Annotated in this window: 22 protein-coding genes; 13 read left to right on the top strand and 9 right to left on the bottom strand. The window is 66.5% G+C overall.

Going from position 1 to position 20,721, the window contains the following annotated elements; genetic code table 11:
• Positions 1–32 precede the first annotated feature (32 nt).
• Both GOQ09_RS17730 and mutL read right to left on the bottom strand, forming a co-directional pair.
• Complete coding sequence (locus GOQ09_RS17730; RefSeq protein ID WP_157614712.1) at positions 33–1,031, bottom strand: alpha/beta hydrolase; 999 nt, start codon at positions 1,029–1,031, stop codon at positions 33–35.
• 185 nt (positions 1,032–1,216) lie between these two features.
• Positions 1,217–3,112, bottom strand: coding sequence for a DNA mismatch repair endonuclease MutL (gene mutL / locus GOQ09_RS17725; RefSeq protein ID WP_157614711.1), 1,896 nt, complete (start codon positions 3,110–3,112; stop codon positions 1,217–1,219).
• Between the two features lie 104 nt (positions 3,113–3,216).
• Between mutL and GOQ09_RS17720 the strand changes: the two genes are divergently transcribed.
• On the top strand, positions 3,217–3,885 hold the full coding sequence (locus GOQ09_RS17720; protein WP_157614710.1) for a DedA family protein: 669 nt from the start codon (positions 3,217–3,219) through the stop codon (positions 3,883–3,885).
• A 62-nt stretch (positions 3,886–3,947) separates the two neighbouring features.
• Here GOQ09_RS17720 and GOQ09_RS17715 read toward each other — a convergent pair whose 3' ends face one another.
• From GOQ09_RS17715 to tsaE, 3 genes are all read right to left on the bottom strand, one after another.
• Complete coding sequence (locus GOQ09_RS17715) at positions 3,948–4,244, bottom strand: glycine zipper domain-containing protein (RefSeq protein ID WP_126748955.1); 297 nt, start codon at positions 4,242–4,244, stop codon at positions 3,948–3,950.
• A 133-nt stretch (positions 4,245–4,377) separates the two neighbouring features.
• Positions 4,378–5,961 (bottom strand): N-acetylmuramoyl-L-alanine amidase, encoded by a 1,584-nt coding sequence (locus GOQ09_RS17710; protein ID WP_157614709.1) that lies wholly within the window; start codon positions 5,959–5,961, stop codon positions 4,378–4,380.
• Positions 5,958–6,467 (bottom strand): tRNA (adenosine(37)-N6)-threonylcarbamoyltransferase complex ATPase subunit type 1 TsaE, encoded by a 510-nt coding sequence (gene tsaE, locus GOQ09_RS17705; protein WP_157614708.1) that lies wholly within the window; start codon positions 6,465–6,467, stop codon positions 5,958–5,960. Before tsaE ends, GOQ09_RS17710 begins: the two co-directional genes overlap by 4 nt.
• On the opposite strand from tsaE, the gene queG reads away from it, so the two are divergent.
• Positions 6,453–7,541, top strand: coding sequence for a tRNA epoxyqueuosine(34) reductase QueG (queG, locus tag GOQ09_RS17700; RefSeq protein WP_157614707.1), 1,089 nt, complete (start codon positions 6,453–6,455; stop codon positions 7,539–7,541). The genes tsaE and queG overlap by 15 nt on opposite strands.
• On the opposite strand, the gene GOQ09_RS17695 is transcribed toward queG, so the two are convergent.
• Positions 7,538–8,455: an AEC family transporter gene (locus GOQ09_RS17695; RefSeq protein WP_157614706.1), complete on the bottom strand. Its 918-nt coding sequence runs from the start codon at positions 8,453–8,455 to the stop codon at positions 7,538–7,540. The genes queG and GOQ09_RS17695 overlap by 4 nt on opposite strands.
• A gap of 102 nt (positions 8,456–8,557) precedes the next feature.
• Here GOQ09_RS17695 and GOQ09_RS17690 point away from each other — a divergent pair, with 102 nt between their 5' ends.
• The 8 genes from GOQ09_RS17690 (at position 8,558) to GOQ09_RS17655 (ending at position 15,638) form a co-directional block, all read left to right on the top strand.
• Positions 8,558–9,532, top strand: coding sequence for a tripartite tricarboxylate transporter substrate binding protein BugE (locus GOQ09_RS17690; RefSeq protein WP_126748960.1), 975 nt, complete (start codon positions 8,558–8,560; stop codon positions 9,530–9,532).
• Positions 9,533–9,612: 80 nt separating this feature from the next.
• Positions 9,613–10,524 carry a site-specific tyrosine recombinase XerD gene (gene xerD, locus GOQ09_RS17685; RefSeq protein WP_157614705.1) on the top strand — a complete coding sequence of 304 codons (912 nt, stop codon included), beginning with the start codon at positions 9,613–9,615 and terminating at the stop codon, positions 10,522–10,524.
• A gap of 23 nt (positions 10,525–10,547) precedes the next feature.
• A complete protein-coding gene (locus GOQ09_RS17680) occupies positions 10,548–11,285 on the top strand; it encodes a DUF72 domain-containing protein (protein WP_157614704.1) in 738 nt (245 codons plus the stop codon).
• A gap of 21 nt (positions 11,286–11,306) precedes the next feature.
• A complete protein-coding gene (locus GOQ09_RS17675) occupies positions 11,307–12,278 on the top strand; it encodes a Bug family tripartite tricarboxylate transporter substrate binding protein (protein ID WP_157614703.1) in 972 nt (323 codons plus the stop codon).
• A 19-nt stretch (positions 12,279–12,297) separates the two neighbouring features.
• The gene (locus tag GOQ09_RS17670; protein WP_157616753.1) at positions 12,298–13,272 is read left to right on the top strand and encodes a Bug family tripartite tricarboxylate transporter substrate binding protein; all 975 of its coding nucleotides are present in this window, start codon (positions 12,298–12,300) and stop codon (positions 13,270–13,272) included.
• Positions 13,273–13,317: 45 nt separating this feature from the next.
• Positions 13,318–13,896: a TetR/AcrR family transcriptional regulator gene (locus GOQ09_RS17665; protein ID WP_157614702.1), complete on the top strand. Its 579-nt coding sequence runs from the start codon at positions 13,318–13,320 to the stop codon at positions 13,894–13,896.
• Positions 13,897–13,989: 93 nt separating this feature from the next.
• The gene (locus tag GOQ09_RS17660) at positions 13,990–15,123 is read left to right on the top strand and encodes a thiolase family protein (protein WP_157614701.1); all 1,134 of its coding nucleotides are present in this window, start codon (positions 13,990–13,992) and stop codon (positions 15,121–15,123) included.
• 38 nt (positions 15,124–15,161) lie between these two features.
• Positions 15,162–15,638 (top strand): MaoC family dehydratase, encoded by a 477-nt coding sequence (locus GOQ09_RS17655; RefSeq protein WP_157614700.1) that lies wholly within the window; start codon positions 15,162–15,164, stop codon positions 15,636–15,638.
• Between the two features lie 8 nt (positions 15,639–15,646).
• On the opposite strand, the gene GOQ09_RS17650 is transcribed toward GOQ09_RS17655, so the two are convergent.
• The gene (locus tag GOQ09_RS17650; protein ID WP_157614699.1) at positions 15,647–16,462 is read right to left on the bottom strand and encodes a ferritin-like domain-containing protein; all 816 of its coding nucleotides are present in this window, start codon (positions 16,460–16,462) and stop codon (positions 15,647–15,649) included.
• Between the two features lie 41 nt (positions 16,463–16,503).
• Here GOQ09_RS17650 and GOQ09_RS17645 point away from each other — a divergent pair, with 41 nt between their 5' ends.
• A complete protein-coding gene (locus GOQ09_RS17645) occupies positions 16,504–17,028 on the top strand; it encodes a gamma carbonic anhydrase family protein (protein ID WP_157614698.1) in 525 nt (174 codons plus the stop codon).
• Between the two features lie 33 nt (positions 17,029–17,061).
• On the top strand, positions 17,062–18,072 hold the full coding sequence (locus GOQ09_RS17640; RefSeq protein ID WP_157614697.1) for an Hsp33 family molecular chaperone HslO: 1,011 nt from the start codon (positions 17,062–17,064) through the stop codon (positions 18,070–18,072).
• A gap of 25 nt (positions 18,073–18,097) precedes the next feature.
• On the opposite strand, the gene GOQ09_RS17635 is transcribed toward GOQ09_RS17640, so the two are convergent.
• Both GOQ09_RS17635 and GOQ09_RS17630 read right to left on the bottom strand, forming a co-directional pair.
• The gene (locus GOQ09_RS17635; RefSeq protein ID WP_157614696.1) at positions 18,098–18,961 is read right to left on the bottom strand and encodes an NAD(P)-dependent oxidoreductase; all 864 of its coding nucleotides are present in this window, start codon (positions 18,959–18,961) and stop codon (positions 18,098–18,100) included.
• A 34-nt stretch (positions 18,962–18,995) separates the two neighbouring features.
• A complete protein-coding gene (locus GOQ09_RS17630; protein ID WP_157614695.1) occupies positions 18,996–19,775 on the bottom strand; it encodes an SDR family oxidoreductase in 780 nt (259 codons plus the stop codon).
• Between the two features lie 144 nt (positions 19,776–19,919).
• Here GOQ09_RS17630 and GOQ09_RS17625 point away from each other — a divergent pair, with 144 nt between their 5' ends.
• Positions 19,920–20,720, top strand: a complete 801-nt coding sequence (locus GOQ09_RS17625; protein WP_157614694.1) for an AraC family transcriptional regulator — start codon at positions 19,920–19,922, stop codon at positions 20,718–20,720.
• Position 20,721 lies beyond the last annotated feature (1 nt).

The following is a 20,721-nucleotide window of genomic DNA, read 5'->3' as shown; positions in this document are numbered from 1 at the left end:
GGTAACAACAAAACCGAAGCCGGGACTTTCGCTCAGATGGCCTGTGCGCTTGCCGTGGCCTTGCCGCGCGCCTCTTGCGGCAGCACGGCCGAATCAAGACGAGGCGCCGCCGGCAGCACTGGCACCGGCTGCGCGCCGCGCACGACGGGCGCGCCCTCCGCCTGTCGGGAGGCAAGGGTGGTCTCGGGCTTCATGCGAAACAGCTGCAAGAGCGCCGAACGGTACTGCGCTTCGCCGACCGAATTGGTGTTGTGGTGCGAACCGCCCTCGACCAGCACGAAGAGCTTGGGCACCGTGGCCGCGTCGTAGAGCTTGCGGCCCAGCGTGGGGTTGATCAGGCTGTCGGCCGTGCCATGCACCACCAGGAGCGGCGCGCCGATGTCCTTGACCCGGTTGATGGCCTCGAAACGCTGCGTGATGAGCGGACCGAACGGCAGCCAGCCCCATTTGAAGCCGCTCACCACGTCGGCAATGGAGGTAAAGGTGCTTTCGACGATGGTGCCGCTCTCGTCCTTGACGTTGGCCGCCAGGTCGATGCCGATGGCGCCGCCCAGCGAGTGGCCGAAGATGTAGCGGTGCTGGCGCGGGTGGCGCGCAGCGAGCCACATCCAGGCGGCCCGGGCGTCTTCACGTGCGGATTCTTCCGAGGGCAGGCCCTTGGAGCTTTTGCCGAAACCCCGGTAGTCGATGGCCAGCACCGAAAAACCCAGTTCATGCATGCGTTGGATGCGCGGTGCCGAACCAGCCACGTTGTAGCGGGCGCCGTGCAGGTACAGCATCACGGGCCGGTCGGTGGTCTCGGGCTCGCCGCCGAGCCAGAGGCCGTGCAGGCGCGCGGATTCGCCGGTAATGGACGACTGGAAGTCGATCCAGACGTCCTGCATGCCCTCGGTCATGGTGGCAGTGTTGCCCCAGCTGCGGTCGCTGGGTTGAAATATCCATTCGCGCTGCTGTTCGTCGAATGTGGAGCAGCCGGCGGCCAGAAGGGCGCACAGCGAAATAACGGAGGCAAGCAGAGACCAGCGTTTCATGAGCTAGAGGGACAGCGAAGCCGGCAGAAAGTTCATACGCTTTCGACTGAAACGCGCCGACACTGCGTTTCAGAGCCTCCCCGGAGTGCCTAGAGTGGCACTTTGTTCTACACATGCAACGCCCGTGCCCGCTTCACGGATGACCGCCAAAAACTCGGTAAAAACCCTCAAAACACCCGGATTTGTTACCTGCCGCGCATAAAAAGCGCGTCCAGCTCGCGAATCGACAGTTGCCGCCACGTCGGGCGGCCATGGTTGCACTGATCCGAACGCTCGGTTGCCTCCATTTGGCGTAATAAAGCATTCATTTCGTCGATGGTGAGCTTGCGGTTGGCCCGCACCGCACCATGGCAGGCCATGGTCGAGAGCAGTTCGTTCTGTGCCCTCTGCACCACAGTGCTGGCGTCGTGCTGGGCCAGTTCGGCCAGAACGCTGCGAGCGAGTTCTACCGGGTCGCCGTCTGCCAGCGTGCCCGGCACGGCGCGCACCGCAAGAGTGCGCGGCGAAAAGGGCGTGATTTCGAGGCCCAGCGTGGGCAGCACCGCGGAACAGGCCTCGGCCGTGGCCACTTCTTGCGGCGTGGCCGCGAACGTGGCGGGGATCAGCAGCGGCTGGCTGGTGATGGCGGCACCGTCCAGCTGCGTCTTGAGCCGCTCGTACACGATGCGCTCGTGCGCCGCATGCATGTCGACCACGATCAGGCCCTGGCTGTTCTCGGCCAGGATGTAGATGCCATGCAACTGGGCCACCGCGCGGCCGAGCGGCCACGCCTGTTCGTTGGTGGCCAACGACTCGGACGACGCAGCAGGTTCCGCCGGGAGCCCGACCGGCGCCCGGAACAAGATGGGTGGCGTGCCGATCACGGGCCAGCGGGAGGCTTCGGCGCCGGAATGCTCCATGGCCGATTCATCGGTTCGCCGCGGCCACATGGCGTCGAAGTCACCGACGCCGCGTTCTGCTGCCGTGAAATTGATGGCCGGCTGCGCCCAGTTGGCTCCCGAGGCAGGCACATTGGGCTTGAAGAAGGGCTGCTGCGCCGCTGCCGGCACCACCGCATCGCCCGCGCGAGGCGCTGCAAGCGCGTTCTCGATGGCGTGGCGCACCGCCTGATGCACCTCGCGACCATCGCGAAAACGCACTTCGATCTTGGTCGGGTGCACGTTCACATCGACCCGTGACGGATCGATTTCGAGGTAGAGCGCGTACACAGGCTGGCGCTGGCCGTGCAGCACGTCTTCGTAGGCGCTGCGCACCGCGTGCGAAAGCACCTTGTCGCGCACGAAACGGCCGTTGACGTAGAAGAACTGCTGGTCGCCGCGCGAGCGCGCCGCATCGGGAATGCCCGCACGGCCCACCACGCGCACCGCGCCGCCGATGTGATCGACCGCCACGCTCTGCGTCACGAAGTCGTCGCTGAGTGCATCGGCCAGCCGCTGCTCGCGCTTGTCGGCGGCGCGCCATTGCTCCATCAGCTTGCCGTCGTGCCATACCGAAAAACCGACTTCGGGCCGCGCCAGCGCATGCCGGCGCACCGCCTCGATGCAGTGGGCCAGTTCGGTGGCGTCGGTCTTCAGGAACTTGCGGCGCGCGGGCGTTGCGAAGAACAGCTCGCGCACTTCGACGGTGGTGCCGACGGAGCGAGCCACCGGGCGCAGTTCGCCGGTGCGTCCGTCGAGCGCAAAGGCGCTGTCGGCGCCGCCAAAGCGCGAAAGAATGCTGAGCTCGGCAATCGCGTTGATTGCCGCGAGCGCCTCGCCGCGAAAGCCCATGGTGCCGACCGTTTCGAGGTCGTTGAGGCTCGCGATCTTGCTGGTCGCGTGGCGGCGCAAGGCCACCGTGAGTTCCTCGCGCGGAATACCCAGGCCGTCGTCTTCGACGGAGATCAGCCGCACGCCGCCCGATGCCAACCGCACTGTGACCTGGCTCGCGCCTGCATCGAGTGCGTTGTCGAGCAACTCGCGCACCACCGAAGCCGGCCGCTCGACCACTTCGCCAGCGGCGATCTGGCTGATCAGCTCGTCGGGGAGCTCGCGGATCGGCCGGCGTTCGAGGGTGGGAATGGAGGAGGGAAGGGCGCTCACGCGAGCATTCTAGAAGCCCTGCCGGGGTGTATCGAGCTGTCATCGAGCGTGTCCGAATCCGTCACGGGACATCGGTTGGCGTGCAGCACGGATAATCCGCCACCATGGAAATCATCAGCTTTCTCGTCGACTTCATCCTGCATGTCGACAAACACCTCGAGGCCTTCGTCGTCGCCTATGGCCCCTGGGTCTATGCGTTGCTTTTCCTGATCGTGTTCGTGGAGACCGGCGCGGTGGTGATGCCGTTCTTGCCCGGCGACTCGCTGCTCTTCATCGTGGGGGCGCTGTGCGGCGTGGGGCTCATGAGCTATCCGATCGCCTGCGCGGTGCTCATCGTCGCGGCCATTCTGGGCGACCAGTGCAACTACAGCATCGGCCGTTACTTCGGGCCCAAGGTGTTCAAGTGGGAGAACTCGCGATTCTTCAACCGCAAGGCCTTCGACCAGGCGCATGCGTTCTACGAGCGCTACGGCGGCGTCACGATCGTGCTGGCGCGCTTCATGCCTTTCATTCGTACCTTCGCACCCTTCGTGGCCGGCGTTGCCGAAATGAACCGGGCCAAGTTCACCATGTTCAACGTGGGGGGGGCGCTGATCTGGGTGCTTGGCATTGCAACGGCGGGTTACTTCTTCGGCAACCTGCCCTTCGTTCGCGAGCACCTCGACAAGATCATCTGGGCGCTGATCTTCGTGCCCGGCCTGCTTGCGATTTTCGGCGCATGGCGTGCTTCGCGAGCGGAAAAGGCGCGCGCGCAACTGCCTTCGAAGGCCTGAACATCGGGCCCATGAAAAAAGCGCGCCAGTGATGGCGCGCTTCAGCATGGGTTGGTAGAGGGTCAGTAGGTCGGGCCATTGCGCGGGTAATAGGTACCCGGCGGATAGGCGCGCTGGCTCTCGTAGTAGTTGCGCTGGTTGCGTTCGTCGACACTGCGGCCCACTTGATTGCCGATCACGCCGCCCACGGCTGCACCGCCCAGGGTACTGGCCGTATTGCCGCCGATAGCGTGGCCGACCGCTGCGCCGCCGAGTGCGCCAACGCCCGTGCCCAGGTTCTGGTTGGGACCGGAAGCGCAACCTGCGAGCGCCATGACCGAGGTCGCTGCTGCAGCGGTAATCCAGATGCGTGCTTTCATGATGTCCACCTTTCTAAAGTGATGGGTTCATGATGGGCAAAAGCGGCCCGGCCCCTGTGTAGGAGCCTGCCGCGCCTGACTGTGCGGTGCCACGGGCCGCCCCGCGTGGGACAGCAGGGCGGCGCGCAAGGGTTTAAAGCTGACGGCTGCGCGCGAGCGGCGGGTTCTGCGCAAAGTAGCGCTGGATGCCGCGCATCAGCGCATCGGCAAGGCTTTCCTGGTAGCTCGCGCTACGCAGGTTCGATTCTTCCTCGGGGTTGCTGATGAACGCCGTCTCCACCAGCACGCTCGGAATATCGGGGGCCTTGAGCACGGCAAAACCCGCCTGCTCGACATGCGGCTTGTGCAGCCGCGCCCCAATGCCGCGAATTTCGCCGAGCATGGCGCCGCCGAGCTTGAGGCTGTCGTTGATTTGCGCCGTGGTGCTCATGTCGAGCAGCGCACGCTGCACTTGCGCCTCGTGGCTGCCGACGTTCACGCCGCCGACCTTGTCGGCTTCGTTTTCCTTGTTGGCGAGCCAGCGCGCGGCGCTGCTCGAGGCGCCGCTCTGGCTGAGCGCAAAAACACTCGCGCCGCGCGCGGCCGGCGTGGTGAACGCGTCCGCGTGGATGCTCACGAAAAGATCGGCCTGCACGCGCCGCGCTTTTTGCACGCGAACGCCAAGCGGCACGAAGAAGTCGGCATCCCGCGTGAGAAATGCGCGCATCGGATTGCCGCCGACGCTGCTGGCGTTGATGCGGTCGCGCAAGCGATGCGCAATTTGCAGCACGATGTCTTTCTCGCGCGTGCCGTTCGGGCCGATGGCGCCGGGGTCTTCGCCGCCGTGGCCGGGGTCGAGCGCCACGATGATGATGCGGTCGGTGCGGCTTGCGGTGGCGCCGCCGCGCGAGGCCGGGGCGGGCGCGGGAGGCGGCGCGACGGCCACGGGCGGCGCTGCGGGAGGTGCGACGGGCGTCGGTGGCGCGGCGGGGCCGGGCCGCGTGGCCTGTTGCGCCATCAGCTCGCCCAGCGGATCGGGTGCGGGCGCGGATGGCGGCATGGCCACGGCTGGCGGCCGGGCGGGAGTCGCGGGAGGCGCGATGCTGCCGGACGCGGGGCGCGGCGCGGGCACGTTGGGCGAGGGCCGCACGAGGATCGGCGGGCCGCCGTCCGGCGCCAGGCGCGAAGAAGGCGCTGCGGGTGGCGGCACCGAAGGGGCGCTGGCTACCGAGGTGTCGTTGCTGCTGCTCCCGCTGCTGCGCGGGGCCTCGCGCAGGCGCTCGGTGATCAGCGCTTCCATCGGGTCGATGGCTTTTTCCGGGTACAGGTCGAGCACCAGCCGGTGCTTGTACGCAGCAATGGGCGCAAGCGAAAAGACCTGCGGCACCACGGCCTGCTTCAGGTCGAACACGATGCGCACCACCTTTGGCGCGTTCTGCCCCACGCGCAGGCCGTTGATGTACGGATCGCCGGGCTTGATCTTGCCGACCAGTTCGCGCAGCTCGGGGTTGAGGTCGATGCCTTCGATGTCCACCGCCAGCCGTGGCGGGCTGCCGACCACCAGCTGCTGCGAATGCAGCCGTGCATCGGACTCGATGGTGACGCGCGTGTAGTCGGCCGCGGGCCACACGCGCACGGCGAGGATGGTGGCGCCGCGCGCAATCTGGTGCACGCCGAGCATCAGCGCAATGCTGCCGCCCTGCAGGAGCACGCGCCGCTTGAGGCCGCCCGCCTTCATGCGGCGATGTGCGTCAGCAGGTCGCTGCCGCGAGGAGTGTTCGCAAGAAGGGTCACGCTGCGTGTGTCGTCTGTCATTGCTTCTATTTTAATAGCGAGGTCCGCAATTGGTGTGCGGCCCGCAGCGTTTTCTGGCCATTCGGCCAGCTTGAGCCCCGGTCCGGCAAAAATGTCACGGAAGCCGGCGTCGTCCCACTCGCGCGGATCGTTGAATCGATAGAAATCGAAATGGAAGATGCCAAGGCCGTCGGGCGCCTCGTGCGGCTCCACCACGGCATAGGTCGGGCTCTTGATGCGGCCCTGGATGCCGAGCGCGCGCAGCAGGTGCCGCACGAAGGTGGTCTTGCCGGCGCCGAGGTCGCCGTGCAGCGCAATGAAGGCATCGCGCAGCGCGGGCGAGGCCGCGAGGGCGCGTGCGAAGGCGTCGGTGTCCTCCTCGCTGCGCCAGCGCAGTGTGCGGCCGGCGTTCTTCGGCGTTTCTACAATCGGCAAGTGATCGTCAGCCATCCACTCGTTGCTCGTATTCAGGCATTGGCCCGGGAACTCGGATTCTCCCAAATCGGAATCGCGGGCGTCGATTTATCGAGCGCCGAGGAAGGTCTGATGCAATGGCTGGCCCATGGGTTCCATGGCGAGATGAAATACATGGCAACGCACGGCACGCGCCGCGCGCGGCCCGCCGAACTGGTGCCTGGCACGGTGAGCGTCATCACCGCGCGCATGGACTACCTGCCGCGCGACACGCCCCTGGACGATTGGCAGGCCGTGGAATTCGATCGCCTCGAGCGGCCCGGCGAGGCCATCGTCTCGATTTATGCGCGCGGCCGCGACTATCACAAGGTTCTGCGCGCGCGGCTCGCAAAACTCGCCGAACGCATCGCGGAAGAGGTGGGGCCCTTCGGACATCGCGCCTTCACCGATTCGGCGCCCGTGCTCGAGGCCGAGCTCGCATCGCGCAGCGGCCAGGGTTGGCGCGGCAAACACACGCTGGTGCTGGACCGCAGCGCGGGCTCGATGTTCTTTCTTGGCGAGATCTATGTCGACATGGCACTGCCCGAGAGCGAGCCGGTCACCGCGCATTGCGGCAGCTGCAGCGCCTGCATCGACGTGTGTCCGACCAAGGCCATCATCGCGCCGCACCGGCTGGATGCGCGGCGCTGCATTTCGTACCTCACCATCGAGCACGGTGGGCCGATTCCGCTGGAGCTTCGGCCGCTGATGGCCAACCGCATCTACGGCTGCGACGATTGCCAGTTGATCTGCCCCTGGAACAAGTTTGCAAAGAAGAGCGCGCTGCCCGATTTCGACGCACGCGAAGGGCTCACGGGCCAGGCGCTGGCTTCGCTCTTTGCCTGGACGGAGGAAGATTTCTTGCGCTTCACCGAAGGCAGCCCCATCCGGCGCATCGGGCATGAGCGCTGGCTGCGCAACATCGCCGTGGCGCTGGGCAACGCACTGCGCGCGGGCGAGAGGGGCGCCGCTGAAGCCCTGGCCACGCGGGCATCGGATGCGAGCGAACTGGTGCGGGAGCACGTGGCCTGGGCGCTGGCGCAGCGCCCCGACGCGGCGAAAAAACTCTAGCGCGGCAGCGCCAACGCGAACGGCAGGCTCGCCACGCCGAGCAGTGTGGACAGGGTCACGAGTCCGGCCACATACGGGCCGTTGTAGCCCATGCGCGCCGCGAGCACATAGGCGCTCGAGGCCGTGGGCACCGCGGAAAACGCCATCAGCACGGAAGCCTGCGTTGCATCCAGCCTTAGCGCACGAGACAGGCCCCAGGCAACCAGCGGCAGCAACAAATGACGGATCGCCAGCACCGAAACCGCCAGCACCTTGCCGCGCCCCAGCGTGGCGAACTGCATGCCCGCGCCTGCGGCCAGCAGGCCCAGCGCGAGTGATGCGGCGCCGATGCGCGTGAGCGTCGGCGTGGCCCAGTTCGGAACGGTGAAGCCCAGCAGGTTGGCCAGCAGGCCCGTCAGCGTGGCGACGATCAGCGGATTGCGCACCAGTTGCCGCGCAAAGCCGCTCTGCGCATGCCGTGCCATGGGCCACACGGCCGCAATGTTGAACATCGGCACGCACACGCCGATCAGCACCGCAATCAGCAACAGGCCCTGCGGGCCGGCCAGCCGTTCGGCGAGCGCAAGGCAGATGAAGGAGTTGAAGCGAAACCCGATCTGCGCGCTGGCCGCATGGTCGCGGCGGTCGATGTGCGAGCGCAGGCCCGGCACGTAGGGCAGGGCATAGGCCAGCGCAATGCCGCTGAGCCCCACGCCGACACCCGCCGTGAGCAGGCTCGAGGTGGCGCCAAAATCGAGCGGGCTTCGCACGATCGAATGGAACAGCAGCACCGGGAAAAGAAAGTAGTACACCAGGCTCTCGACCTGGTCCCACACGCGGCGGTCGAGCGCGGTGTAGCGGCAGAGCAGCCAACCGATGGCAATGAGCGAAAAATCCGGGAAGAGCAGCTGGGCGAAGTTCACCGCTTCGAGCATAAACCGTCGCGGACCATGGGTAATCCACAGCACCGCCAGAGTGCGAAGCGGCTAGCATCCGGGGCTTTGCTTTTTCGACATCAGTCAATCAAGGAGTTATAGATGCAACGTCGTCAATGGGGCGCCATGGTGGGTGCCGCAGCGCTGGTCGCGGCCGCGGGCCAGAGCTTCGCGCAGGGCTATCCGAACAAGCCGGTCGAACTGAGCGTGCCCTTTGCACCGGGCGGCACGACCGACATCGTGGCGCGCGTGATTTCCGACCCGCTCGGCAAGGTGCTGGGCCAGCCGGTGGTGGTGATCAACCGCGCCGGTGGCGGCGGCATCGTGGGCGCGGCCGAAACGGCACGCGCCACGCCAGACGGCTACAAGCTGGGTGTTGCCACGGTCTCGAGCACGGCGGCCAACCCGGCCATCAACCCCAAGGTTCCGTACGACCCGGTCAACGATTTCACGCCGATCATCAACATTGCGGCCACGCCGAACATCATTGCGGTGAACCCGAGCTTCCCGGCCAAGAACTACGCCGAGTTCGTGGCCGAGCTCAAGAAGAACCCCGGCAAGTATTCGTACGCCTCGTCGGGCACGGGCGGCATCGGCCACCTGCTGATGGAGCTCTACAAGAGCCTCACCAACACCTTCGTCACGCACATTCCCTACCGCGGCGCGGGCCCGGCGCTGAACGACGTGGTGGCCGGCCAAGTGCCGATCATGTTCGACAACATTCCGTCGGCCATGCCCTTCATCCAGAGCGGCCGCCTGATCCCCATCGTGGTGTCGGCGCCGCAGCGCTTGGCCGCGCTGCCCAACGTGCCGACCTTCAAGGAAGTGGGGCTCGAGCCGGTCAATCGCATGGCCTACTACGGCATTCTCGGGCCCAAGGGCCTGCCGAAGGAAGTGGTCGACAAGATCAACGCAGGCGTGAAGAAGTCGGTGGAAGATCCGGCCGTGAAGAAGCGCATCGAAGACACGGGCTCGCTGATCGTGGCCAACACGCCCGACCAGTTTGCCGCGCAGATCAAGGCCGAATACGACGTCTACAAGCAGGTGGTTGCCAAGCAGAAGCTGAAGCTGGACTGATCCTGCTCCTTGCGAACAGGCCGCCCGCACCACGGGCGGCCTTTTTCTTTGGTGAGTCTTCTTTTTGATATCTTGCGAGCATGACCGAGGCGGCCGCCGTACAAACCCCTGAAATCGACGACTTCATCGATGCCCTCTGGCTGGAGGACGGGCTGTCGAAGAACACGCTCGCCGCCTACCGCCGCGACCTGGCATTGTTCGCGCAGTGGCTTCGCAAGGAGCGCAGCGGGGCGGCGCTCGACACCGCGAAGGAAAACGATCTGCAGGCCTACATGGGCGTGCGCCTTTCCAGCAAGGGCAAGGCTACGTCGGCCAACCGGCGGCTCACCGTGTTCAAGCGCTACTACCGCTGGGCATTGCGCGAGCGGCGCATCGTGGCCGACCCCAGCCTGCGGCTCGCGCCGGCCCGGCAGATGCCGCGCGCCATCAAGACCCTGTCGGAAAAGCAGGTGGACGACCTGCTGGCCGCGCCCGATGTGGAAACACCGCTCGGGTTGCGCGACCGCGCCATGCTCGAGCTGATGTATGCGAGCGGGCTGCGCGTGAGTGAACTCGTCGCGCTCAAGGCCATCGACATGAGCCTGAACGACGGCGTGCTGCGCGTGCTGGGCAAGGGCAACAAGGAACGCCTGGTGCCGTTCGGCGGCGAGGCGCGGCGCTGGATAGAACGCTACCTGGAGGAGTCGCGGCCCGTCATCCTCGATGGGCAGCAGACGCCCGACCTGTTCGTGACCTCGCGCGGCGCGGGCATGACGCGCGTGATGTTCTGGGTCATCGTGAAGAAGCAGGCCGCGGCCGCCGGCATTCACGTGCCGCTGTCGCCGCACACCTTGCGCCATGCGTTTGCCACCCACCTGCTGAACCATGGCGCCGACCTGCGCGCGGTGCAACTGCTGCTGGGCCATGCCGATATTTCGACGACCACCATCTACACCCACGTGGCGCGCGAGCGGCTCAAGCAGCTGCACTCCCAGCATCATCCGCGGGGCTGAGGGCCGGGCGAATGGACCGCGCCATGCCGCTGCCGCCACTGCACATTGGTTGCGCGGGCTGGAGCCTGCCGCGCACGCTATGGCCGGAGTTTCCGGCCGAAGGCTCGCACCTGGAGCGCTATGCCCAGCGCTTTGGCGCGGCGGAACTCGACACCTCGTTCTACAGGCCGCACCGGCGCGAAACCTACGAGCGCTGGGCCGCGAGTACGCCCGAAGGCTTTCGCTTTGCGGTCAAGCTGCCGCAATCCATCACGCATGAGAAACGGCTGCTCGACGCCATGCCGGAGTTCGACGCCTTTCTCGAACAGGCCGGCGGACTGGGCGACAAGCTCGGCTGCCTCGTCGTGCAGCTTCCGCCCAGCCTCGCGTTCGATGCCGATGCGGCAAGGCGTTTTCTTTTTGCGCTGCGGCGGCGGCACCAGGGCGCGGTTGCGCTCGAGCCGCGGCATCGCAGCTGGTTCGCGCCGCAGGTGGACGCGTTGCTGTCGCGGTTCCAGATCGCCCGCGTGCTGGCCGATCCGGTTCTGTTCGCCGAGGCGGCTGCGCCCGGCGGATGGCCCCGGTTCGTCTACCTGCGCCTGCACGGCTCGCCGCGGCGCTACTGGTCTGCCTACGAAGATGCGCTGCTCGAACGGCTTGCGTCACGTCTTCGGCTGGCGCAGGGCGAGGGTGCCGAGTGCTGGTGCATTTTCGACAACACGGCGGGCGGCGAGGCCGTTGGCAACGCAATGACCTTGGCGCGACTGCTTCAGAATTGCTGATTCATTCGAGGAGACAGAACCATGAACTTCAAAAACAAGCTCTGCGCCGGCCTGGCGCTCGCTGCAGTGGCTGGCCTTGCCGCGGCGCAAGCTTTTCCCACCGCCAAGCCCATCCGGCTGATCGTGGGCTACCCGCCCGGTGGCGGCATCGACTTTGCGGCGCGCACAGTGCAGGTGCCGCTGCAGGAGGCGCTCAAGCAGCAACTGGTGGTCGACTACAAACCCGGCGCGAGCGGCATGATCGCAGCCACCGAGCTCACGCGCCAGCCGGCCGATGGCTACACGCTGCTGCTGGCCAACACCGGCCCATTCGCGATTGCGCCGTACCTGCAAAGCAAGCCGCCGTACGACCCTATCAAGCAGTTCACCTACATAGGCCAGATCAGCCAAGGCAGCTACATCGCGGTGGCGCGGCCCGACCATCCGGCAAAGAACCTCAAGGACTTTGTCGCCTGGGCCAAGGGGCAGCCGGGCAAGGTCAACTTTGCATCGGGCGGCAACGGCACTTCGACGCACCTGAACGGCGAGTTGATGAACCAGGTAACCGGCCTGGACATGACCCACGTGCCCTACAAAGGCAGCGCGCCCGCGGTGCAAGACCTGCTCGGCGGGCAGACGCAGATCCTCATCGACGCGGGCAGCGTGCTGCTGCCGCAGGTAAAGGGCGGCAAGCTCAAGGCGCTGGCGGTGACCGGGCCGGTGCGCGATCCGCAATTGCCCGATGTGCCGACAGTGAAGGAGCTGGGTCTTGCCGGCATGGAGTCTGTCGGCTTCCAGGGCCTGGTAGGGCCGGCCAACATGCCCAGGGACGTGGTCGAGCGTCTTTCTAGCGAACTGGCCCGCGTGCTGGCGCAGCCAGAAATCAAAGCCAAGTTCGCGACCGCGGGCGCTGAGGTGCATCCGCTCGGGCCGGTAGAGTTCGCGGCTTTCGTCAAGGCCGACAATGAGAAGTGGTCCAGGCTCATCCGTGAGCGCAAGCTGCAACTCGACTGAATTTTTTTCCATGACCGACATGCATTTTTCGTCATTCAAGCCTTCATGGCTGCTTGCTGCTGCCGCGCTCTGCACGGCAGCCGGCGCGCAGGCACAAACCGTCCCCAAGACCATCCGCCTCATCGTGGCGTACCCCGCCGGCGGCGTCAGCGACGTGGTGGCGCGAGCGCTCGGCGACAAGCTCGCTGCCCAGCTCGGCACCACGGTGGTGGTGGAAAACCGGGCTGGCGCGAGCGGCGCCATCGGCATGGACGCCGTGGCCAAGGCCGCGCCCGACGGCGCCACACTGGGCTTCTCGGCCATCAGCCCGCTGGTGCTGAGCCCGCACTTGGGCAAGCTGCCCTTCGATCCACTGAAAGACATCGCGCCCGTTTCGAGCGTGATGTATTCGCCGGTGCTGCTGATTGCCACGCCGGCCAGCAAGTCAAAGGATTTCCGTGCGCTCATTGCCGATGCCAAGGCCCAGCCGGGTGCGGTGCGCTGGGCCACTTCGGGACCGGCGTCGCTCGGGCACATCGTGCTGGAGCAGGTGAGGGCGGCCGCGGGCGTGGACATCACGCACGTTCCCTACAAGGGCGGCGGCCAGCAGCTCAACGATGCGCTGGGCGGGCAGTTCGAAATTCTCTCGACCAACGCGAGCCCCACGCTTTCGTCGCACATCCAGTCGGGCAAGCTGCGTCCGCTGGCGGTGGGCGCACCCGCGCGGCTCGAGAGCCAGCCGCAGGTGCCCACGCTGGGCGAGCTTGGCTACAACGCCGCAAACATCAACTCGCTGTTCGGCGTGTTCGCGCCCGCGGCAACGCCGCCCGCGCTGATTGCAAAATACAACGCCGAGATCAACAAGGCACTGGCCAGCCCCGAACTGCGCGCCAAGCTCACGGCCACCGACAACGTGCCCACCGGCGGCACACCGGCCGCGTTTGCGAAGGAGATCGCCTCGGAGTTCGAGAGCAACGGGCGGATCATCAAGGCCGCGAACATCAAGGCCGATTGACCCTGTCGCTTGCAGGTCCGTCACTCCCTACCTTATAGTAGGTAGATGTCCAGCGCCACAGCCCTTGCCACCGGCAGCACCCGCGAGCAGATCCTCGCGGTAGCGCGATCATTGATTGAAACGCGCTCCTACCTGGGCTTCAGCTTCCAGGACGTGGCCGATGCGGTCGGCATACGCAAGGCGAGCCTGTATCACCACTTTCCCACCAAGGAGGCGCTGGGCATTGCGGTGATCCGCGAGGCCACGCAGCTTTTCAAGAACTGGGAGGCCGCAAAGGTGCGTACGCCGAAGGACGCACTCGAATCGTATTTCCGCATGTACCGCAACACGCTCAAGGCGGGATCGGGCGTGTGCCCGGCGGGGGCGTTGGCGCCCGGATGGGACTGCATCAACGACGAATTGCGCCAGGCCGTGCAGGAGCTGCGCAACACGCAGGTGCTGTGGCTCACGGGCGTGCTCGGTGCGCTGGCGCCGGCCGGGCACAAGAAGGGCGCATCGGCGGCATCGCTGGCGGCTTATGTGTTCTCGGTGTGCCAGGGCGCGCTGCTCGCGTCGCGCATGACGGGTCGCGTCGAAGACTTCGACGAAGCCATCGCGCAGCTCAGGAGTTCATTGCCCGGTTGATGCCGGGCGGATCGCAGGCACGCATCGACGTGCTTATTTTTTGACCCTGTTGCCTACCGATTGGATGGTAGGTACGCCATAAGGAGCATCTTCATGAAAGCCGTGATTTCCGCCTACGCCCGCTCGCCGTTCCATTTCGCGAAGAAAGGCGCACTTGCAGAAGTTCGCCCCGACACGTTGGCCGCCGGCGTGGTGCGCGGCCTGCTGCAGCGCACCGACCTCGACCCGGCGCTGCTCGAAGACATCGTCCTCGGCTGCGCCTACCCTGAAGCCTCGCAGGGCAACAACCTTGCGCGCATCGTCGGGCTCCTCGCGGGGCTGCCGCACGAGGTGGGCGGCATGACGGTGAACCGCTTCTGCGGCTCGTCGATGCAGGCGGTGCACATTGCCGCGGCGCAGATCGAGGCAGGCATGGGCGAGGCTTTTATGTGCGTGGGCGTGGAGTCGATGACGATGGTGCCGCAGGGCGGCTTCAACTTCTCGCCCAACCCCGAGCTGAAGGAAAGCACCGACGCCTACATTTCGATGGGCGAGACGGCCGAAAACGTTGCGCAGCGCTGGAACGTGAGCCGCGCCGACCAGGAGGCCTTTGCCGTCGAATCGCACCGCAAGGCCGCCGCCGCACGCGCGGAAGGCCGCCTGGCAGGCGAAATCGTACCGGTGCGGTTGGCGTCCGGCGGCGTGGTCGATGCGGACGGCTGCATTCGCCCGAGCACCTCAGCCGAGGCCCTGGCAGGCCTGAAGCCGGCGTTCCGTCCCGATGGCGTGGTAACCGCCGGCACCTCGTCGCCGCTCACCGATGGCGCTGCGGTGGTGCTCGTTACCAGCGACGCCTTTGCAGCAAAGCACAACCTGCAGCCGCTGGCCCGCATCAGGTCCTTCGCAACCGTGGGCGTAGACCCCGCAATCATGGGCATCGGCCCGATTCCGGCGACGCGCAAGGCGCTGGCACGTGCGGGCCTGAATGCTGCCGACCTCGACGTGATCGAACTCAACGAAGCGTTCTCGTCGCAGGCGCTGGCCTGCATTCGAGACCTGGGGCTCGATCCGGCAAAGGTCAATCTCGACGGCGGCGGCCTTGCCATCGGCCATCCGCTGGGCGCGACGGGTGCGCGCATCACGGGCAAGGCCGCGGCCCTGCTGGCGCGCGAGAAGGGCCGCTATGCGCTGGCCACGCAATGCATTGGCGGCGGGCAGGGTATTGCCACCATCCTCGAACGCGTCTGAAGGTTGGAGAATGCGCGCAGGCACTACAAGGAACCCTCATGGCGGCAACCCCTGACGACACCGGCGCCAAGCGCGCGCTGTACCTCGAAGACCTGTCGGTCGGCGACCGTTTTCGCAGCGGTGAGCACACGCTGGACGCGGCGCAGATCAAGGCCTTTGCGCTCCAGTTCGATCCGCAGCCTTTCCACACCGACGAAGAGGCCGCGAAGAACACCTTCTTCGGCGGGCTTGCGGCGAGCGGCTGGCACACGGCGGCGCTTACGATGAAGCTGCTGGTCGAGAGCGGCCTTCCGCTGGCCGACGGCATCATCGGTTCGGGCGGCGAACTGCAATGGCCCAAGCCCACACGGCCGGGCGATGTGCTGCATGTGGAGGGGGAGGTGGTCGAAATCGTTCCGTCGCGTTCCAAGCCCGGCCGTGCGATGGTGACGATGCGCTGCCGCACGCTCAACCAGAACGGCGATGTGCTGCAGAACTTCGCGCCCAAGCTGGTGGTGCACGCCAGGCCTGCGTAGGCCTTCTTCTACTCAGTCTTGCCGCCGGCCGAAAGCGCACGCATCTCCTCGGCGCTGAAGCCGGCGCGCTCGCGTGCCTCGAAGTTGAAAGGCGGCTTCAGGCGCGGCGCTTCGTAGTGCGCCACGAGTTCGGGGTAGGTCCGTTCCGGGTCGCGGCCGGCGCGCTCGCAAAGCCAGCGGTACCAGCGGTTGCCGATTGCAACGTGGCCCACCTCATCGCGCAGGATGATGTCGAGGATCTCGACCGCGCGCAGCGCATCGGGCGTGTTGACGCGCTTGAGCTTGGCCTGGATGAGCGGTGTGGCGTCGAGCCCGCGGGCTTCGAGCGTGCGCGGCACCAGCGCCATGCGCGCGAGCACGTCGTCCTTGGTCTTCTCGCACATGCTCCAGAGCCCGTCATGGCCCGGAAAGTCGCCGTAGCGGTATCCCATGCCCTGCAGGTGCGCATGCAGCAGCGTGAAGTGCTGGGCCTCCTCGTCGGCCACGCGCAGCCAGTCGCGGTAGTAGGTCTCGGGCATGCCGTCGTAGCGCCACACCGCATCGAGCGCAAGGTTGATGGCGTTGAACTCGATGTGGCAGATCGAATGGATCAGCGCAGCGCGGCCCTCGGGTGTGAAGGGCGAGCGCTTTTGCACGGCGGTTGCGGCCACGCGCGCCGGCTTCTCGGGGCGGCCCGGCACACCAAGATCGTCCCCTTCGGTGCGCAGGGGTTCAAGTGCTATGGAATCGGTAGCTGCCTGTGCAGCCGTGGCGCGTGTCGCAGCCACCTTGGCTTCAGGGTCGGTCAGTCGCAGCGCGGCCAACGCGCTCAATCGGGGGTGCATCCCTACAATTCTAGTTTTTGCCCCGCTCGGAGACCTTCACGATGGCCCTTTATGAACTCGACGGCGTTGCGCCGCAACTTGGCACCGGCGCATGGGTGGCCGACAGCGCGGAAGTGATCGGCAACGTGAAGTTGGGTGAAAACGCGAGCATCTGGTTTGGCGCGGTGCTGCGTGGGGACAACGAGACGATGACCATCGGCCGCAACAGCAATGTGCAGGACATGTCGATGCTGCACTCGGACCCCGGCAGTCCACTGACCATTGGCGAGAACGTCACCATTGGCCACCAGGTCATGCTGCACGGCTGCACCATCGGCGACAACTCGCTGATCGGCATCCAGGCCGTGGTCTTGAATAACGCGAAGATCGGCCGCAATTCGATTGTTGGTGCCGGCAGCGTCGTGACCGAGGGCAAGGAGTTTCCAGACAACTCGCTGATCTTCGGTTCGCCGGCCAAGGTGATGCGCACGATCAGCGACGAAGACGCCGCCCGCTTGCGCCACGGGTCCGACCATTACGTACAGAACGCCGTTCGCTATGCGAAGGGCCTCAAGAAAATCGCCTGACCCGCGCAGGCCCAACAGAAAGAAGAATCCGTTTTGAGCGAGCTGCACAAATTCCTGTTCGATGGCCTGCCGGTGCGCGGCGTGATCGTGCGCCTGACAGATGCGTGGCAGGAAATCCTGGCGCGGCGCGCCTCCAACACTACCACCGGCGCCTATCCGCCGCCCGTGGCCGAGCTGCTCGGCGAAATGACGGCCGCGGCCACGCTGATGCAGGCCAACATCAAGTTCAATGGCTCGCTGATCCTGCAGATCTTCGGCGACGGTCCGGTCAAGGTGGCCGTGGCCGAGGCCAAGCCCGACCTGAGCCTGCGTGCCACTGCCAAGGTCATCGGCGAACTGCCGGCCGACGCGCGCCTGCCTGACATGGTCAACGAGAACAACAAGGGCCGCTGCGCGATCACGCTCGACCCGAAGGACAAGCTGCCTGGCACCACGCCCTACCAGGGCGTTGTGCCGCTCTTCGACGATGACGGCGAGAAGCTCGGCAAGCTGAGCGATGTGCTGCAGCACTACATGCTGCAGAGCGAGCAGCTCGACACCACACTGGTGCTCGCAGCCGACGACAAGGTGGCGGCGGGCCTGTTGATCCAGCGCCTGCCGGTCAAGGGCGAGGGCAACCTCGAAGGTGCGTCGGGCGGTACGTCCGTCAAGGACCACGACCAGGCCAACGAAGACCAGATCGGCCGCAACGAGGACTACAACCGCATCTCGATTCTTGCGTCGACCCTGACGCGAGACGAGCTGCTGACGCTCGACGTCGAGACCATTCTTCGCCGCCTGTTCTGGGAAGAAAAACTGTTGCGCTTCGAGCCGCAGATGGGCTTGCTCGGCCCGCACTTCGCGTGCACCTGCGGGCGCGACCGCGTGGCGCAGATGATCCGCGGGCTCGGCGTGCAAGAAGCCGAAGAAATCCTGGCCGAGCGCGGCGACATCGAGGTGGGCTGCGACTTCTGCGGCAAGCAGTACCGCTTCGATGCGGTCGACACGGCGCAGATATTCACGCCGCCGGGCGACCAGGTTCCCGCGAGCCCCGTGGTGCAATAGGCCGCGGGGCCTTCTTCGCTCCCATTCAGGCGGGCTGCCGCAGCACCTTGATCATTGCGGCCAGGCGCTCGTTCGCAAGGCCCGCGCCCAGCGCCCGGTCGAACAAGCCCATCAGGAAATCCGGAAAGCTCGCATCGAGCTTTGCTTCGCGCGCCTGCTTCACAAAGAGCCGGCCGGAGCCCGCACAGGTGGCCATCGAGCTTTCGGGTTCGCCGTAGCGGCCGGCGTGAATGGCCTCGCCCTCGGCGCTGATCATTTCGCCGAGCACCGGTGAGATCGCGCCGATCATCTGCGAGAACTCATTCACCTTCAGCCCTTCGGATTCGCAGATGCGCACGCCGTGGAAGAACCCGCTCATTGCGCCGAACATGCACGAGAGCGTGGCCAGGTCCCAGGCCGCCGCGTTGCCGATGGGCTCGCCCATGTACAGGATGTTTCCGGCAATGGCTTCGAGCACCGGCCGGCAGCTGGCCAGCGCGCGTTCTTCGCCGGAGATGAAAAGCGGCGTGTCGGGCCGACCGATCTGGCCGGGCGTGGCGAGCAGGGCGCCGTCGAGGTAGGCGACGCCGCTCAGGGCGGCCCAGTCGTCGCGCGCATCCTGCGGCGTGCCGGTGCTCAACTGCACCAGCACCTTGCCGCGCAGCGCATCGGCCACGCCGGGCGAGGCGAGGATCGACCGGGAGGCCGCATAGTCGGCCACGCAGATCAGCACCAGCGGGCTGGCCTGAATAGCGGCGAGGGCGCTGGGCGCGAGCACGGTGCCTTGGCCGAGGATGGGCGTGGCGCGCTCGGCGGTGCGGTTCCACACCGTGACCGTGTGCCGGGATTGAAGCGCTCGCGCGAGTGCGATGCCCATGGGGCCGAGGCCGATGAGGGAAACGTCGGTCATGTGTTCGTTCTTTCCTTTTGATTGCAATTCAAATTCAGGCGGCGGCCGGCGTGAGGTTCTGGCCCAGACCGCCATCGACCGTGAGCCGCGCTCCGGTCGTGAAGGTCGCCTCGAAGGCGAAGAAGAGCACCGTGCGAGCCACCTCTTCGGCCGTGCCGTGGCGCCGCATCGGCGTGATCTGGTCGCCCAGGCGGATGAACTCGGCGCGCTCCTCTGCCGTCGCATCGGCGATGCCGAGCGTGGGCGTGTCGATGAAGCCGGGGCTCACCACGTTGACGCGGATGCCGCGCCCCACCAGCTCCGCCGCAAAGCCTGAGGCGAAGGAACGCAACGCGGCCTTGGTCGCGCTGTAGACGCTCAGGCCATGCATGCCGCCTTTGTCCGCGATCGACGAGGTGACGACGATCGCGCTGCCCGCGCGCATCAGCGGCACGAGGCGCTGCACGGTGAAGAACGGGCCCTTGGTGTTGATCGCGAAGGCGCGGTCGTAGCCGGCTTCGGTCACCTGCTCGAAGGGCTCCAGGGTCGAGATGCCCGCGTTGATGTGCAGCAGGTCGATGTGGCCGAGCTTTTCGCGGGCGAGCGCCGCGAGCGCGTCGATGTCGGCCAGCGAGCCGGCGTCCGATGCGACGACATGAGCGCGGGGGCCCAGGGTGCGGCGCGCGGCTTCCAGGTTCTTCGGGTTCAGGCCGGTCACGAGCGCTTCGGCGCCGCCTTCGAGCAGCGCCTGAGCGGTGGCCAGGCCCATGCCGATGGTGCCGCCGGTAATGACGGCCTTCTTGCCGGCGTATTTGCCGTTTGCAGCGGTGTCCATGGATCGCGATTCTTGAGTGGTTGGGTTCATGGCTGCGGATGATCCGGAAAGCGGCCGAAAGGGTCGCGCACATTCGGCCGCGGTGCAGCACGAATGGACGAAGGCGCGCGAGCATGCTTTGCCGGTGCGCCGGATAATTGCCCGATGAGCGATCACGCCCACTCCGACACCCATCTGAACGTGCACGTGCGCCACACGCCCGGGGGCGTGGTCGGCTTCGAGGCCGTGCCCGACCACCGCATCAAGGTGCATGCGGGTGCGCCCGTCAACGGCGCCTGCAAGCTGCACAAGTTCCGCTACACGCGCGGCGACATCGACATCCTGCCCGCCGGCACCTCCGACGTCTGGCACGAGGAAGCCGCGAGCACTTCGCTGGTCGTGCACATGCCGCCCTCGCTGCTGCAGCGCACCGCCGAGGAAATGGGCCTGCCGGCCGACCGCGCGAGCCTGGCGGAGCGCCATCAGCTGCGCGATGCGCACATCGAGCACATTGCATGGGCGCTCGACGCCGAACGGCGTGCCGGCTTTCCCAACGGCACCCTCTACGCCGACAGCCTGGGCACCGCGCTGGCGGCACACCTGCTCGGCGGGCACCGGCTGCACGAAACCGCGCCGGTACAGGGGCTTACCCGTCCGCAGCTGCGCCGGGTGACCGACTACATCGAAACCCACCTGGAGGGCGATCTTTCGCTGGCCAGGCTGGCCGAAGTGGCGGGCCTGAGCGCATCGCACCTGAAAACGCAGTTCAAGCGCTCCACGGGCTTGCCAGTGCACGAGTACGTGGTTCACCGGCGTGTCGACCGTGCGCGCGGCCTGCTGGTGCGAAGCGGCATGGCTGCAAGCCAGGTCGCGCTGGAAAGCGGCTTTGCGCACCAGAGCCACATGGCGCGCTGCATGCGCCGCGTGCTCGGCGCCACACCGAGCGAGGTTCGGCGGGCCGGCTAGG

It is taken from the genome of Variovorax paradoxus (assembly GCF_009755665.1).
Lineage (GTDB): Bacteria > Pseudomonadota > Gammaproteobacteria > Burkholderiales > Burkholderiaceae_C > Variovorax > Variovorax paradoxus_G.
This window is presented reverse-complemented; position numbering and strand designations above follow the sequence as displayed.

Excerpts from the sequence above, each read along its gene's own strand:
- GOQ09_RS17730 (WP_157614712.1), bottom strand. The coding sequence starts at position 1,031 with ATGAAACGCTGGTCTCTGCTTGCCTCCGTTATTTCGCTGTGCGCCCTT.
- GOQ09_RS17720 (WP_157614710.1), top strand. The coding sequence starts at position 3,217 with ATGGAAATCATCAGCTTTCTCGTCGACTTCATCCTGCATGTCGACAAA.
- GOQ09_RS17715 (WP_126748955.1), bottom strand. The coding sequence starts at position 4,244 with ATGAAAGCACGCATCTGGATTACCGCTGCAGCAGCGACCTCGGTCATG.
- GOQ09_RS17710 (WP_157614709.1), bottom strand. The coding sequence starts at position 5,961 with ATGAAGGCGGGCGGCCTCAAGCGGCGCGTGCTCCTGCAGGGCGGCAGC.
- tsaE (WP_157614708.1), bottom strand. The coding sequence starts at position 6,467 with ATGGCTGACGATCACTTGCCGATTGTAGAAACGCCGAAGAACGCCGGC.
- GOQ09_RS17695 (WP_157614706.1), bottom strand. The coding sequence starts at position 8,455 with ATGCTCGAAGCGGTGAACTTCGCCCAGCTGCTCTTCCCGGATTTTTCG.
- GOQ09_RS17690 (WP_126748960.1), top strand. The coding sequence starts at position 8,558 with ATGCAACGTCGTCAATGGGGCGCCATGGTGGGTGCCGCAGCGCTGGTC.
- xerD (WP_157614705.1), top strand. The coding sequence starts at position 9,613 with ATGACCGAGGCGGCCGCCGTACAAACCCCTGAAATCGACGACTTCATC.
- GOQ09_RS17680 (WP_157614704.1), top strand. The coding sequence starts at position 10,548 with ATGCCGCTGCCGCCACTGCACATTGGTTGCGCGGGCTGGAGCCTGCCG.
- GOQ09_RS17675 (WP_157614703.1), top strand. The coding sequence starts at position 11,307 with ATGAACTTCAAAAACAAGCTCTGCGCCGGCCTGGCGCTCGCTGCAGTG.
- GOQ09_RS17670 (WP_157616753.1), top strand. The coding sequence starts at position 12,298 with ATGCATTTTTCGTCATTCAAGCCTTCATGGCTGCTTGCTGCTGCCGCG.
- GOQ09_RS17665 (WP_157614702.1), top strand. The coding sequence starts at position 13,318 with ATGTCCAGCGCCACAGCCCTTGCCACCGGCAGCACCCGCGAGCAGATC.
- GOQ09_RS17660 (WP_157614701.1), top strand. The coding sequence starts at position 13,990 with ATGAAAGCCGTGATTTCCGCCTACGCCCGCTCGCCGTTCCATTTCGCG.
- GOQ09_RS17655 (WP_157614700.1), top strand. The coding sequence starts at position 15,162 with ATGGCGGCAACCCCTGACGACACCGGCGCCAAGCGCGCGCTGTACCTC.
- GOQ09_RS17650 (WP_157614699.1), bottom strand. The coding sequence starts at position 16,462 with ATGCACCCCCGATTGAGCGCGTTGGCCGCGCTGCGACTGACCGACCCT.
- GOQ09_RS17645 (WP_157614698.1), top strand. The coding sequence starts at position 16,504 with ATGGCCCTTTATGAACTCGACGGCGTTGCGCCGCAACTTGGCACCGGC.
- GOQ09_RS17635 (WP_157614696.1), bottom strand. The coding sequence starts at position 18,961 with ATGACCGACGTTTCCCTCATCGGCCTCGGCCCCATGGGCATCGCACTC.
- GOQ09_RS17630 (WP_157614695.1), bottom strand. The coding sequence starts at position 19,775 with ATGGACACCGCTGCAAACGGCAAATACGCCGGCAAGAAGGCCGTCATT.
- GOQ09_RS17625 (WP_157614694.1), top strand. The coding sequence starts at position 19,920 with ATGAGCGATCACGCCCACTCCGACACCCATCTGAACGTGCACGTGCGC.